This window comes from Stenotrophomonas veracruzanensis (assembly GCF_032911525.1).
Lineage (GTDB): Bacteria > Pseudomonadota > Gammaproteobacteria > Xanthomonadales > Xanthomonadaceae > Stenotrophomonas > Stenotrophomonas africana.
Genome location: NZ_JAWJTI010000020.1, coordinates 1 through 13,127, shown reverse-complemented (window position 1 = coordinate 13,127; position 13,127 = coordinate 1). Strand labels below are relative to the sequence as shown.

At 68.0% G+C, this 13,127-nt stretch carries 12 protein-coding genes; 4 read left to right on the top strand and 8 right to left on the bottom strand.

The window, feature by feature from the left end; all coding sequences use genetic code 11:
• Nucleotides 1-98 precede the first annotated feature (98 nt).
• Nucleotides 99-812, top strand: coding sequence for a DUF2968 domain-containing protein (locus tag R1H25_RS13170; RefSeq protein ID WP_049448349.1), 714 nt, complete (start codon nucleotides 99-101; stop codon nucleotides 810-812).
• Nucleotides 813-881: 69 nt separating this feature from the next.
• Here the strand turns inward: R1H25_RS13170 and R1H25_RS13165 are convergent, their stop codons facing one another.
• Nucleotides 882-1,268 carry a hypothetical protein gene (locus R1H25_RS13165; protein WP_317223826.1) on the bottom strand — a complete coding sequence of 129 codons (387 nt, stop codon included), beginning with the start codon at nucleotides 1,266-1,268 and terminating at the stop codon, nucleotides 882-884.
• A 186-nt stretch (nucleotides 1,269-1,454) separates the two neighbouring features.
• Between R1H25_RS13165 and R1H25_RS13160 the strand changes: the two genes are divergently transcribed.
• Nucleotides 1,455-2,279 carry an alpha/beta hydrolase gene (locus R1H25_RS13160; protein WP_317223799.1) on the top strand — a complete coding sequence of 275 codons (825 nt, stop codon included), beginning with the start codon at nucleotides 1,455-1,457 and terminating at the stop codon, nucleotides 2,277-2,279.
• A 112-nt stretch (nucleotides 2,280-2,391) separates the two neighbouring features.
• Here R1H25_RS13160 and R1H25_RS13155 read toward each other — a convergent pair whose 3' ends face one another.
• From R1H25_RS13155 to R1H25_RS13125, 7 genes are all read right to left on the bottom strand, one after another.
• Nucleotides 2,392-4,041, bottom strand: coding sequence for an MFS transporter (locus tag R1H25_RS13155; protein ID WP_317223798.1), 1,650 nt, complete (start codon nucleotides 4,039-4,041; stop codon nucleotides 2,392-2,394).
• Nucleotides 4,035-5,318, bottom strand: a complete 1,284-nt coding sequence (locus tag R1H25_RS13150; protein ID WP_317223797.1) for an alginate export family protein — start codon at nucleotides 5,316-5,318, stop codon at nucleotides 4,035-4,037. The genes R1H25_RS13155 and R1H25_RS13150 overlap by 7 nt, the downstream gene beginning before the upstream one ends.
• On the bottom strand, nucleotides 5,297-7,144 hold the full coding sequence (locus tag R1H25_RS13145) for an amidohydrolase (RefSeq protein WP_317223825.1): 1,848 nt from the start codon (nucleotides 7,142-7,144) through the stop codon (nucleotides 5,297-5,299). Before R1H25_RS13145 ends, R1H25_RS13150 begins: the two co-directional genes overlap by 22 nt.
• Nucleotides 7,145-7,263: 119 nt before the next feature.
• Nucleotides 7,264-7,689: a DoxX family protein gene (locus R1H25_RS13140; RefSeq protein WP_317223796.1), complete on the bottom strand. Its 426-nt coding sequence runs from the start codon at nucleotides 7,687-7,689 to the stop codon at nucleotides 7,264-7,266.
• A 2-nt stretch (nucleotides 7,690-7,691) separates the two neighbouring features.
• Nucleotides 7,692-8,348: a hydrolase gene (locus tag R1H25_RS13135; protein WP_049445867.1), complete on the bottom strand. Its 657-nt coding sequence runs from the start codon at nucleotides 8,346-8,348 to the stop codon at nucleotides 7,692-7,694.
• On the bottom strand, nucleotides 8,345-8,788 hold the full coding sequence (locus R1H25_RS13130) for a helix-turn-helix transcriptional regulator (protein ID WP_053091884.1): 444 nt from the start codon (nucleotides 8,786-8,788) through the stop codon (nucleotides 8,345-8,347). The genes R1H25_RS13135 and R1H25_RS13130 overlap by 4 nt, the downstream gene beginning before the upstream one ends.
• A 50-nt stretch (nucleotides 8,789-8,838) precedes the next feature.
• On the bottom strand, nucleotides 8,839-9,171 hold the full coding sequence (locus R1H25_RS13125) for a hypothetical protein (protein WP_317223795.1): 333 nt from the start codon (nucleotides 9,169-9,171) through the stop codon (nucleotides 8,839-8,841).
• Between the two features lie 96 nt (nucleotides 9,172-9,267).
• Between R1H25_RS13125 and R1H25_RS13120 the strand changes: the two genes are divergently transcribed.
• Nucleotides 9,268-12,297 (top strand): two-component regulator propeller domain-containing protein, encoded by a 3,030-nt coding sequence (locus R1H25_RS13120; protein ID WP_317223794.1) that lies wholly within the window; start codon nucleotides 9,268-9,270, stop codon nucleotides 12,295-12,297.
• Entirely contained in the window at nucleotides 12,290-12,943 is a 654-nt protein-coding gene (locus R1H25_RS13115) for a response regulator transcription factor (protein WP_049445872.1), read from the top strand. The genes R1H25_RS13120 and R1H25_RS13115 overlap by 8 nt, the downstream gene beginning before the upstream one ends.
• The last annotated feature ends 184 nt before the right edge of the window (nucleotides 12,944-13,127 follow it).

Sequence of the window (13,127 nt, the reverse complement as noted above, 5' to 3'; positions counted from 1 at the left end):
CCGTGACCGGCGCCCTTGGCGGCGCCCGCGCGCATGCTAGACTCCCGGCGGGGAACCACCTTCATCTCAACCCACACTCATCCGTGGATGGTCTAGACATGCGAGAAACTTCAGGGGGCGCGGTCTTCGCCCGGCACGCGCGCGGCGCGGCACTGCTGGCCGTGGCCATGATGCTGGTGGCACCGGCGGCGATGGCTGCCCGTGGCGATCGCGAAGCAGCCGCAGAGCCGGCCGCGCGTACCGCACCGGTGGTGCGCAACACCGTTGATGAGCTCAAGCAGCTGATGGATGCGCGCCAGCTGACCGAGCTGCGCACCACCTACAACGGCAACTACGGCGCCAGCCTGCTGTTCAATGCCAACACCCTGACCTACTACGTCGCCCTGTTCCAGGAGAAGAACTTCTGGCGGGTGATCAAGACCGACGCCGTCGACAACGCCGAGCGTGTCTACCGCACCTTCGCGCAGCAGTCCGAGCAGTTGGCCCAGGTCTACATCGACACCACGCGCCTGGAAGCCGGCAAGCGCTATACCGAGCGCCTGGTGGCCTACAACGAGGAACGCCTGCGCACCCTGCAGCAGGAAATGGAACAGCAGCAGGCACAGTCGGCCCAGGTCAGCGCTGCCCTGCAGCAGGCCCAGCAGCAGGCGGTCAGCCTGAGCAGCGACGTGCAGAGCACCAACAGCCAGCTGGATTCCCTGCAGCGCCGCATCCAGATCCTGCAGGCCGAACAGGGCAACCCGGAGCTGAGCCTGCCCAAGCCGGACAGCGTGCCCTCGCCGGCACCGGCGTCGGCCAGCGACGGTCGCTGAGATCCGGCACCTGGCATCTGCTGACAACGGCGCCCTTGGGCGCCGTTGTCGCTTCTGGCGCTCCTGGATTCAGCGGCACGCGTCGTACACCGCGTCATCCAGCTGCCGCCGCTGTACGAAGTCCAGGCGTTTGGCCCTGGCGAGGACCTTCCCGCGTTGCTGCCGCGCACGCTCACAGGCGGTGGGATCCGTGCTGATGGGTATCAGCGCAGCCCGCGCACGCCCCTGCTGCACCACGCGCGCACGTCTTGGGGTCGGGCTCGCCGCCTTGGCCGCCGTCGCACCTGTTGAGGGCGGTTCCGCCGGCACCTCCCAGCGCCATTCCGCACGCCCCTGGCACGGCGTCTGCTGATAGACCGGATGCGGCCCGTCCACGCATTTGTAGACGTTGGTCTGAGCATGCGCCCCCGTGGCCAGCAGCAGGTACCACAACAAGCGCCAACACGCATTCGACATTACAGGCTCCTCGACAGGGCTGCCGCCATCCTCGATGCCGGAACGGCTTCGTGCCAGAGCGATACGCGTCACATCCAGCGCAATCCAGCACAGCCGTGCAAGTCGTCGGCCTGGCGCTGCGCTGTACTGCCGGAGGCACCGGCATGACTGCCAGCGCCTTCCCTCCCTTCCGCCAAGGAACCTGCAATGAGCAACTTCGTCACCGTCGCCGACGGCGCCCGCATCTTCTACAAGGATTGGGGTACCGGCCAGCCGATCGTGTTCGCCCACGGCTGGCCGCTGTCGTCCGATGCCTGGGACCCGCAGATGCTGTTCATGGGCCAGAACGGCTTCCGCGTGATCGCCCACGACCGTCGCAGCCACGGCCGCTCCAGCCAGACCTGGGATGGCAACAACATGGACACCTACGCCGATGACCTGGCCGCGGTGATCGAGACGCTGGACCTGAAGGACGCGATCCTGGTCGGCCATTCCACCGGCGGCGGCGAAGTGGCTCATTACATCGGCCGCCACGGCAGCAAGCGCGTGGCCAAAGCGGTGCTGGTCGGCGCCGTGCCGCCGCTGATGCTGAAGACCGATGCCAACCCGGCCGGCACCCCGTTGGAGGTCTTCGATGGCATCCGCAAGGGCACCGGTGGCGACCGTTCGCAGTTCTTCAAGGACCTGACCACGCCGTTCTTCGGTGCCAACCGCGACGGCAACACCGTTACCCAGGGCATGCGTGATGCGTTCTGGCTGCAGGGCATGCTCGGTGGCGTCAAGGGTCAGTACGACTGCGTGCACGAGTTCTCGGAAGTGGACTACACCGAGGACCTGAAGAAGATCGACGTTCCGGCTTTGGTCGTGCACGGTGATGACGACCAGATCGTGCCGTTCGATGCCTCGGCCAAGCTGTCTTCGCAGATCATCAAGGACGCCGAGTTGAAGGTGTACCCCGGTGCGCCGCACGGCCTGACCATCACCCACGCCGACCAGTTCAACGCCGACCTGCTGGCGTTCGCACGCAGTTGATGTGCCGCGGGGGCACCGTAATGGTGCCGCCGCTCCTTCGGTCGCAGAAAGGGGACGGAGGGGATTAAGTCGTTTGTGCACAAACGACTTAATCCCCTCCGTCCCCTTTTTTTCAGATATCACTGTGGTGGTGCGGGACCCCGGTCTTCGGCAGCGGGTCATGCCCACCCACGAAGTGGCGTACCACCGGTGCACGCTCACCGCGATGCAGTTCCCGCAGCACTTCCTGGATCGCCTTGTCATCGGCGGTGATGCGCTCGTGCTGGCGCAGGTGCTCCAGCCACGACGGGGTCACGAAATACTCCAGGTGGATGCCGGGGCTGGCCACATCCTCGACCACACCCCAGACCACCGCGCCATCGCGGCGACGGATCGCGCCCAACGCGCGCATCTGCGTCTGGAACGCGGCGCGATCAGCATCATCGATGCGGTACTCGAGGGTGACCAGTACCGGGCCGCGATCGTTCGACACCGGCACCGACAGCTCGGGTGCCGGCCAGTGCCCGGCCGGGCTCAGGTTCAGGTCTTCGGTACCGGCGATGCGCACGCGCCATACCAGCAGCCCGCCGATCACCGCACCTGCGGCAGCCACCAGCAGCGCCAGTTCCGGCGAGGTACGCTGTGCCAGCGCGCCCCAGCTCAGGCCACCGGCCGCCATGCCGGCGGAGAACACCATGATGTACAGCGCCAGCGCACGCGCGCGTACCCAGGCAGGCACTGCTGTCTGCGCCGCAATCTGCAGCGACGACAGCACGGTGATCCAGGCAAAACCGTTGATCAGCATCACCAATGGCAGCACGTACCAGCTGCGGGTCAGTGCCAGCCCGACCAGGCTCAGCGCCAGTGACAGCGTGGCCAGCAGCACCAGCAGGTCGCGATCCAATTGCGCGCGCAGCTTCGGCAGCAGCAAGGCCCCGCCCACTGCACCGATACCGATGCAGCCCAGCAGCATGCCGTACTGCCCCGCCCCGCCGTGCATCTGGCCGCGCACCACCACCGGCAGCAGTGCATTCATCGCCGCAGCAAAGAAGAAGAAGCCCACCGACTTGATCAGCACCGCCTGCAGCCGCCCGGCGCGGCTGGCGTAGCGCAGGCCCGCCTTCAACCCGGCACCGAAGCCTTCCGGCGGCAGACTCGACTGCTTCGGGTCACGCTTCCAACCCCACACCACGAACAACATCGCGGCGAAGGTGATGGCGTTGAAGCCGAACGCCCAGACCGCACCGAGCTGGGCGACGATCACGCCGCCGATGGCCGGGCCGATTGAGCGCGCGATGTTGATGCCGATCGAGTTCAGCGCCACCGCTGAGGCCAGCATCGGCTGCGGCACCAGTTCGGACACGATTGCGGCCTGTGCCGGCATCGCCATCGCCGCACCGCAACCCATGCAGAAGGTCAGCAGCACCAGCAGCTGCGGGGTCAGCAGGTCCATCGCGGTCAGCGTCGCCATCACGGCGGCGACCAGCAGCATCCAGCCCTGGGTCGCCAACAGGTACCTGCGGCGATCGACGATGTCGGCCAGCGTTCCGGCGGCCAGTGCCAGCAGCACGATCGGCACGGTGGTGGCCGACTGCACCAGGGCCACCATCAACGGTGAGCCGGTACGTTCGGCCATCACCCAGGCGGCGGCCACGTCATTGACCCAGGTGCCGATGTTACTGGCCAGGATTGCCAGCCAGATCGAACGGAACATCTGGATCTTCAGCGGGGACCAGGCACCTGCGGCCTGTGCGGGGGGTTGCGACGCGGTTGCGTTCACCATTGCCATGCTCCAACGATCGAGGCGAACAGCGTGTCCTGGCCGCCGGCCTGCTTCAGCGCAGGACCCGCATCGACCCAGGCCAGCTGCAGCTGCCATTGCCAGTGTTCGCTGGCCTGCCAGCGGGTTTCGGATTTGTACTGATTACCAATGCGGCGCGCGCCATCGGCGCTGCCCGGCAACGCCACCAGCGGTGCCGGCGTGGTGTAGACCGCATCGGCACGCCGATGCTTCCAGGCCATCTGTACGCCCAGCTCCGTCGTCACTGCGTCGTGCAGGCGCAGGGTCAGGGTGGGCTGGAGGTCCATCAGGTTGGCCGGGGCCAGCAGGCTGGCCTCGCTGAAGTAGGCCGATTTCGGGAACAGCGCATTGAAGGTTCCCAGGCGGCCATCTCGCGGATTGCCATCGCCACTGGCGATGTCCGCCTTCAGCCCCAACCGCGGTTGCAACGGCAGGTCCGTCCAGCGCCACCCCGTATCGGTGGCCAGCGTCCAGGCGCGGATATCGAGCGTGCCGCTGGCCGTTCGCAGTTCACCGCCCTGCGCCACCAGCTCGCTGTTCCAGTCCAGTGCACCGGCCTGGCCGAACCAGCGCGCGCCCACGGTCTGCCGCCGCTCGATGCCGGAACCTGCCGCGAAGCGTGCGCCTTCGCGGCGGTAGTCCAGCAGATACAGATCCCACTGTCCCACGGCCTGCCCGCGTGCCGTGGTGGCATAGGCACCCCACAGGTGGGCACCGTGTTCCCCTCGATCATCAAAGGCACCCGGCCGGTTCTCCACCGGCCGCAGTGCCATCAGATCGAGCGTGCCGAGGCGGCCCTTCCAGCCCAGGCGCGCACCGTCGAAGGCCAGGCGGATGTTCGGCCCATCGCGCACCGACAACAGCCGCGAGCTTCCGTAGCCGGCTTCCTGCCGACCGAGTTGCAGGTGGAAGCCGCTGCGCTGCCAGCGCCAGTACGCCTGCTGCACATCCAGCGCGCCGCGGTCGGTGCGGCCGGCTCCACCTGCCTTGCCATTCTCGGCATGCACGCCCAGCTGCAGCTTTGCCTGCCAGTTGTCCTCCGCATAGATTGCCGAGGCCAGCGCACGCAGCAGGCCGTAGCCATCTTCACTGCTGCCGATGCCGAACCGGGCCGGATCGTAGTACAGGCCACGCAGGCGCAGCGAGGCGTCCAGTTGCAGCTGGCCGTTGCCAGCATCACTGCAGCGGCCCCCCTCGCAGGCCAGCGCAAGCGAGGGCGCGGCCAGCAGCGCCAGGCTCAGAATGCGAAGCACGAGCATCCCATCGCGCCCCAGAAAGCGGTCAGGTCATCGGTGGGCGCCGCATGCCGTGCGGCATGACCGTGAGCGCCGTGCGTACTGCAGGCCACGCCGTGATGGTGGCGATGGGCGGCGGCCAACCCGGTGGCGGCACCGCCGACGTGGTAACCACCGAACCGGTTGACCGGCGACCAGTCCGGCATCGCCGGCGGCAGCTGCGGCGCGAGCCCGGCGTAGTCGCCGTCGGCGTGCACGATGCGGCCGCCGACGACGGTCAGCAGGCTGGTGATGTCGGCAATCTGCGCGTCAGCCACACGGAAGAAGTCGGCCGAGAGCAGGATGAAGTCGGCCAGCTGGCCGGCCTTCAGCGTGCCCTTCACCGCTTCGTCGCCGGAGAACCAGGCGCTGCCCTGGGTCCACAGGCGCAGCGCCTGCTCGCGTTCGAGCAGGTTCTCATCGCCATACAGGGCAAGCCCGCCCACGGTGCGCCCGGTCACCAGCCAGGACAATGCCACCCAGGGGTTGTAGCTGGCTACGCGGGTGGCGTCGGTACCGGCACCGACCGGCACGCCTTCGGCCAGCATGCGTTTGACCGGCGGCGTATGCCGCGCGGCCTGCACGCCATAGCGCTCGACGAAAGCCTCGCCCTGGTAGGCCATGCGGTGTTGTACGGCGATGCCACCACCCAGCGCGCGGATACGTTCGATGTTGCGCGGGGTGATGGTTTCGGCGTGGTCGATGAACCAGTGCAGGCCATCGAACGGCACCTCGCGGTTGACCTGTTCGTAGACATCGAGGATGCGGGTGATGCTCTCGTCATACGTTGCGTGGATGCGAAACGGCCAGCGCTTCTCCACCAGCAGCTTCACCACGTCATGCAGTTCGGGCTCAAGCTCCGGCGGCAGCTCCGGACGTGGCTCGTTGAACAGTTCGAAATCGGCCGCCGAGAACACCAGCATCTCGCCGGCACCGTTGTGGCGCAGCAGGTCGTCGCCCTGGCGCGGCTGCAGGATCTCGCTCCAGCCACGGAAGTCATCCACCTCCTTGCCCTTGTTCTGGGTGAACAGGTTGTAGGCGATGCGCACTGTCAGCTGGTCATCGCGGTGCAGCTGCTCGATGACCTGGTAGTCCTCGGGGTAGTTCTGGAAGCCGCCGCCAGCGTCGATCACCGAGGTGATGCCGAGCCGGTTCAGTTCGCGCATGAAGTGGCGCGTCGAGTTGGCCTGGTACTCGATCGGCAGGCGTGGGCCCTTGGCCAGCGTGGCATACAGGATCAGCGCATTGGGCTTGGCCAGCAGCAGCCCGGTGGGGTTGCCCAGCGAGTCACGCACGATCTGCCCGCCCGGCGGATCCGGCGTATCCTTGCTGTAGCCGCACGCGCGCAGCGCGGCACGGTTGAGCAGCGCGCGGTCGTACAGGTGCAGCAGGAACACCGGCGTATCCGGCGCGATGTCGTTGAGCTCCTGCAGCGTCGGCAGGCGCTTCTCGTTGAACTGGGCGGCGGTGAAGCCACCGACCACGCGCACCCACTGCGGTGCGGGCGTGCGGTCGACCTGGGCCTTCAGCATGTCCAGGGCGTCACCCAGCGAACGCAGCCCGTCCCATCGCAGCTCCAGGTTGTAGTTCAGGCCACCACGGATCAGGTGGGTATGGCTGTCGTTGAGGCCGGGCAGCAGGCGCCTGCCCTGCGCGTCGATCAGGGTCGCTTCATTGCCCCAGCCGCGCATGATCTCCTCGTCGCTGCCAATGGCAACGATGCGCCCTTCCTGCACAGCCAGCGCCTGCGCATGCGGCTGCTGCGGGTCGAGGGTGGTGATGCGGGCATTGCGGATGACCAGCGTGCTCATGCGACGCTCCTTGGAAGTGGAATCGAGTGCGGCAGCGGCGCGGCCGGCCAGGCCGAGCGCAACAGCGGCACCACTGGCCAGCACCACGTTGCGGCGGCCGTGGTCGAGGGGATCGTGACTCATGCGAAATCTCCCGGAAAGCGTTGGCCGTCCAGCGCCCAGGCACCCGGCCCGGCCAGTGCGAGGGCCAGCAGCACCGTGGTCCACATCAACGGGTACTCGCTGCCGCCGCGCATCCAGAACCAGCCCTTGGGCAGGGCCAACAGGACGGTGAAGCCGATGAAGGCGGCCGCCGCAAGTGCGGCGATACGGGTCTGCCATCCCAGCAGCACGGCCAGCCCGGACAGCACCTGCAGCAAGGCCAGCAACAGCGGCAGCGGTGCTACTTCTGGCAGCCCGAAGGCACGCAGCTCGGTAGCGAAGCCGGACAGCCCAGGTCCACCAAACCAGCCGAACAGCTTGCCCAGCGCGTGCGGCAGCAGGAAGCCTCCTGCCGCCACGCGCAGCATCAGCAGGGCCAGGTCGAGGCCATGGCTGGCCACCATACTCAGTGCCCGCCTTCCTGCGCGCCGAACATGCGCTTGGCGTACTGGATGCCGATGCCGTAGCCGCCGGCGTGGTCGCGGGCAATGCCGGTGGTCAGGTCGTAGGTTTCCCCGCGTGCCCAGTCGCGCTGCAGTTCGAGCAGGTACTGCACGCTGGTCATCGGCACTGCGCCGGCCTGCACCATGCGGGTGATCGCCCGCTCATGCGCTTCTTCGCTGACATCGCCGCAGGCATCGGTGATCACGTAGACCTCGAAACCCTGCGCCAACGCCGACAGCGCCGGCCCGACAATGCAGACGCTGGTCCACAAGCCCGCAACAACCAGGCGGCGCTTGCCGATGCGGTTGATCTCATCGATCACCGGCTGGTCTTCCCAGGTATTCATCGAGGTGCGGTCGAACACCGTCTGGCCCGGGAAGATCTGCGGCAGTTCCGGGAACATCGGACCGGAGAACGACGTTTCGGCGACCGTGGTCAGCACCACCGGCACGTTGAAGCCCTTGGCACCCTTGCTGATCAGCGACACGTTGTTGCGCAGCGCGGAGATGTCGATGGTGTGGGTCGCAAACGCCATCTGCGACTGGAAGTCGATCAGCACCAGGGCGTGGTCGGTCGGCGACAGCAGCGCCGGGGCGGGAGTGGCGGTAGCAAGGCTCATGGGTGGACTCCGTTGGAAACACGATCAAGGGGATGCAACAGGGCGGCATCGCCGGCAACGTATTGGCCGGGGCTGCAGCCGGTCTCCGCGCGGAAGCTGCGGACGAAATGGCTCTGGTCGAAGAAGCCCAGCTGCTGTGCCAGGCGGGACATCGGCAGCTGCGCGTCTGGCAGCAGCTGGCGTGCACGTTCGATGCGCCGCCGGCGCACATAGCGCAACGGGCTGGCACCGGTACCGGTACGGAACAGACGCACCAGATGGAAGCGGCTGACGCAGGCGGCCGCTGCCAGCTCGGTCACCCGCAGCGGCTGCGACAGGTGCTCATCGACATAGCGCAGGGCGCGCTGCAACGCGGCGGCCTGCTGCGGTGCCAGTGATGCGGCGGGCGGATCAGGCGGAAAAATGGTGGCCATGCGGGACGCCGCGAGGGGGTGGCCCATGGTGCGTGGCGCCTGCGCGATGCCCTACCCCCGTCGGTCGAGGCCAGCACCTACCCGAATGGGGGAGGCCGACGGCCGAGCAGGCGGCGCCCAAACAAGCGTGCATCCAGTGAATAGGCGCCAGGGCCCAGCATCAACAGCGCCAACGGCAGCACCACCTGCGGCCACGGCGCCTGCTGCGCGAACATGCCCACGGCCGCCATCAGCGCCGCCAGTGGCGTCAACACGCCCAGCATGAGCATCGGTACTGCCAGCAGGCACATCGCCGACCACCCGCCCGCATGCATGCCAGACGTGTACAGCGCGGTGGCCAGGCATAGCCGCAGCCACAGCAGACCGAGGCCCGGACCGCGATCAGGGAACATCACGAACAGCCGTTGCATGGCGGGGCTCCAGAGGACATGCCGGCGTGATAGCCGACGTCGGCGCACGCCGCCTACCCCGTTCGGGTCACCCTGGGTTGCCCCACACCTGCCAGAATGCGCGCCATGCGTGGCCGCCCCTTCCCGTTCCTGTGTCGCTTGCCGACGCTGCTGACGTGCCTGCTGCTGTTGACCGCCCTGCCCGCCCTTGCCGTGCAGCGCCCGCCGGTGAGCGGCGGACTGCCCGATTACGAGCACACCGCCTGGCGCGTCGGCCAGGGTGCGCCCGGCGACATCTGGGACATTGTCCAGGACCGCGACGGTCTGTTGTGGCTGGCCACGGGCTCGGGCCTGTACCGCTTCGATGGCCGTCGTTTCGAACGGCAGGCGGCGCCCGTCGGCAGCCAGTTCCCGTCCACCAACATGGTCACGCTGGCACCGGGCCGCGATGGTGCTCTGTGGATCGGCTACTTCCAGGCGGGCATCAGCCGGTTCGCACAGGGACAGCTGCACAGCTACGGCCGCGAGCAAGGGGTGCCTGTCGGCGTGGTCCCGCGCTTCAGCCAGGATCGCCTGGGCCAGCTGTGGGCGGCGATCAACGGCGGGCTGCGCCGCTTTGACGGACAGCGCTGGCAGCCACTGCCGGCCAGTGCCGGGCTGCCGGAGCGCCGCGTGCAGTGGGTGCTGCACGACAGCCGGGACACCTTCTGGGTCCTGGCCGACCTCAAGGTCTGGATGCGTGCAGCCGGCCAGACCGCCTTCCAGGACACCGGCATCGCCGTCTCGCAGATGGCGACGCTGGCCGAAAGCCCGCAGGGCGAAGTGTGGCTGGCCGATCGGGTGCGCGGCACCTCGCCGCTGGCCAACGCGCAGGGTCTGTTGGCGGCCAGCGAACGCGAAGCGCGGCGTCTTCCGGAGCTGGTCGCCGCGCGTCTGCAGTTCACTGCCGATGGCGCGCTGTGGGCCACGATGAGCCCGCACGGCGGCGTCGCCCGCATCACCTTCGATGGCACCCGGGCCGTGCGTATGGAGCGCTTCGATTCACCGCATGGCCTGACCGCCACCTCGGCAGTTCCAATCATCGTCGATCGCGAAGGCAATCTCTGGGTTGGCACCAATCTCGGCCTCAACCGCTTCCGCGCACGCAGCGTGCACACCCTGGCGGTGGGCCCGAGCGATCCCTACCGCTCGCTGGTGCGGGCCAGCGATGGCCGCGTATATGGCTATGGCGAAGACCTCAAGCCCTACGATCTGCGGCGCACCCTGCTGGATGGCAGCGCCACGCAGCTGCAGGCCGCCGCGCGCCAGGCACCCACGCCGATCTGGCAGTTCGACTGGGTCAATCTTGCGCGCACAGTAGCCGGCCACACCTCGTTGATCCCGCTGCCGCCGCCGTTCACCGGGCAACCGCTGCATGCGCTGCTGTTCCCCGACGACGAGCAGGCCTGGGTGTGTACGGGTGAGCGTGGCGTCCTGCACTACCTGCATGGGCAGTGGCAGCGCGAGGTTCGCCTGCCCGAGCAGGCCTGCTCATCGCTGGCGCTGGATGCCCATGGCCAGCTGCTGCTTGGCTATGCCGACGGCCGCCTGCGCCGGATGAGTGCGAACCGCATCGAGAGCTTCGATGCCAGCCAGGGCCTGTCGGTGGGGCCGATCACCGCGATGCTGCATCACCAGGACATTCTGCTGGTCGCCGGCGAAGCCGGGCTGGCTGCGCGACTGGGCAATGGACGATTCGTTCCGGTGCGCACCGACATGGCCGGCGTCCTGGAAGGCATCACCGGCATGGTCGCCGATGCCAATGGCCACCTGTGGCTCAACGGCAGCCGTGGCCTGGTGCGGATGGAAAGCGGGCTGCTGCGCCGTGCCCTGCGCACCGGATTGCCGGTCACGCCGCGCCTGTTCGACGCGATCGACGGCATGCCTGGCATTGCCCTGCAGAGTGGACCGATCGCAACCGCGACGCTGGCCGACGACGGCCTGCTTTGGCTGGCCACCAACCAGGGCCTGGCCTGGCTGGACACCACCCATTCGCACGTCAATACGATGGCCCCCAGCGTGCGCATCGGCGAGGTGCTGTATGGCAGCAAGCACGAGCCGCTGCGCGATGGCCTGCGCCTTCCCGCCGGTACCAGCCAACTGCAGATCGACTACGTGGCGTTGTCACTGGCGCGCCCGGAGCGCAACCGCTACCGCTATCGCCTCTCCGGCGTCGACGACGGCTGGCAGGATGCCGGCAGCAGCACCCGCGCGTATTACACCAACCTCGCACCGGGCAATTACCGGTTCGAGGTGGAAGCGGCCAACGAAGACGGCATCTGGAGCACCTCCCCGGCCAGCCGCAGCTTCCGCATCGCGCCCACCTTCATGCAGACCGTGTGGTTCAAGCTGCTGTGCGCCGCCGCGATCCTCGCGCTGCTGATGATGGCGGTGCGCATCCGCAGCGGGCAGCTGGCTGCGCTGTTCCGCGCACGCCTGCAGGAACGCAATGGGGAACGCGAACGCATCGCACGCGACCTGCACGACACTCTGCTGCAGGGCAGCCAGGGCCTGATCCTGCGCCTGCACGCCATCAGTCAGTCACCCCAGACCCCGGCGCCGGTACGCGGCCAGCTGGAGGCGGCGATGCAACTGGCCGAGCGCAACCTTGCCGAGGGCCGCGAGCGGGTCAACGCCCTGCGTGAGGGACCCTTCGCGGGCCGCGACCTCGCTTCGGCACTGGCCGATGTGCACGCCGAGTACGCCGGGCACGGCACCAATCCGCTGCGCCTGACGGTGGAAGGTGCAACGCCACTGCTGCAGGCCGATGCGGCCGAAGAAGTGTTCCTGATAGGGCGTGAGGCGATCCGCAACGCGTTGCGTCATGCCAACGCCAGCGCCATTGAAGTAGAGCTGTCGTATGGCGCGCGGTGCTTCCTGCTGCACGTGCGCGATGATGGCGTCGGCATCGCCAACGAGAATGCCGGGCATGGCCATTGGGGCCTGCAGGGCATGCGTGAGCGCGCGCAGCGCCTCGGTGCGGAACTGCAACTGTGGACCCGCGCCGGGCTGGGAACCGAAGTCGCGCTGGCAGTTCCCACCCGGCGCCTGTATCAACGCCGCCCATCACGTTGGCGCTGGCCCTGGAGTAGAACGAGCCATGACTGAAACCCCTGCCCCGATCGGCGTACTGGTGGTCGACGACCACCCGCTGCTGCGTGACGGCCTGGCTGCCCTGCTGGGCGCCCATTCCGACCTGCGCCTGCTCGGTGAAGCCGCCGATGGCGAGGAAGCCATCGCACGCTACCAGCAGCTGCAGCCGGACGTGGTGCTGATGGACCTGCAGATGCCACGCCTGGACGGTGTGGAAGCCATCGTGCGGATCCGCGCGATGGATCCGCGTGCGCGCATCATCGTGCTGACCACCTACCGCGGTGACGTACGTGCGGTGCGGGCGCTGCAGGCTGGCGCCAGCGCCTACCTGCTGAAGGACATGCTGCGCCACGAGCTGGTCGATACGATCCGCATGGTCGCGGGCGGCCGGCGCGCACCGATTCCGCCGGCGGTGGCGGCCAGCATCGCCGCGCATGTGGTGGAAGACCGGTTGTCGCCGCGCGAGACCGAGGTGCTGCGGCACGTGGCCGGTGGCCTGTCGAACAAGCGCATCGGCGAGCGCATGCAGATTTCCGAGCAGACGGTGAAGGCGCACATGAAGAGCCTGATGGACAAGCTGGGCGTGGGCGATCGCACGCATGCGGTGACCCAGGCGCTGCGGCGCGGGATCATCAGCCTGGACGACAGCGGTCACGATTAGCGGGGCTCGGCAGGGCTTGCAGCCCTGCACCTGCGGTAGTGCCGGCCGCTGGCAGGCAACCTCAAGAGCAACAACAACAGCAACAGCGGGCTTTCCATGGGATGGCGGGGTGGGTCCGGTTGCGGGGGTCGCTGCAAGTACGTCCATGTAAGCTCGGTCGCCGCATCCATGCGGCTCACGCCCC

Coding starts and splice junctions, on each gene's coding strand:
- R1H25_RS13130 (WP_053091884.1), bottom strand. CDS start 8,788: ATGGGCCACCCCCTCGCGGCGTCCCGCATGGCCACCATTTTTCCGCCT.
- R1H25_RS13165 (WP_317223826.1), bottom strand. CDS start 1,268: ATGTCGAATGCGTGTTGGCGCTTGTTGTGGTACCTGCTGCTGGCCACG.
- R1H25_RS13140 (WP_317223796.1), bottom strand. CDS start 7,689: ATGGTGGCCAGCCATGGCCTCGACCTGGCCCTGCTGATGCTGCGCGTG.
- R1H25_RS13135 (WP_049445867.1), bottom strand. CDS start 8,348: ATGAGCCTTGCTACCGCCACTCCCGCCCCGGCGCTGCTGTCGCCGACC.
- R1H25_RS13155 (WP_317223798.1), bottom strand. CDS start 4,041: ATGGTGAACGCAACCGCGTCGCAACCCCCCGCACAGGCCGCAGGTGCC.
- R1H25_RS13150 (WP_317223797.1), bottom strand. CDS start 5,318: ATGCTCGTGCTTCGCATTCTGAGCCTGGCGCTGCTGGCCGCGCCCTCG.
- R1H25_RS13145 (WP_317223825.1), bottom strand. CDS start 7,144: ATGAGCACGCTGGTCATCCGCAATGCCCGCATCACCACCCTCGACCCG.
- R1H25_RS13120 (WP_317223794.1), top strand. CDS start 9,268: ATGCGCGCCATGCGTGGCCGCCCCTTCCCGTTCCTGTGTCGCTTGCCG.
- R1H25_RS13170 (WP_049448349.1), top strand. CDS start 99: ATGCGAGAAACTTCAGGGGGCGCGGTCTTCGCCCGGCACGCGCGCGGC.
- R1H25_RS13125 (WP_317223795.1), bottom strand. CDS start 9,171: ATGCAACGGCTGTTCGTGATGTTCCCTGATCGCGGTCCGGGCCTCGGT.
- R1H25_RS13115 (WP_049445872.1), top strand. CDS start 12,290: ATGACTGAAACCCCTGCCCCGATCGGCGTACTGGTGGTCGACGACCAC.
- R1H25_RS13160 (WP_317223799.1), top strand. CDS start 1,455: ATGAGCAACTTCGTCACCGTCGCCGACGGCGCCCGCATCTTCTACAAG.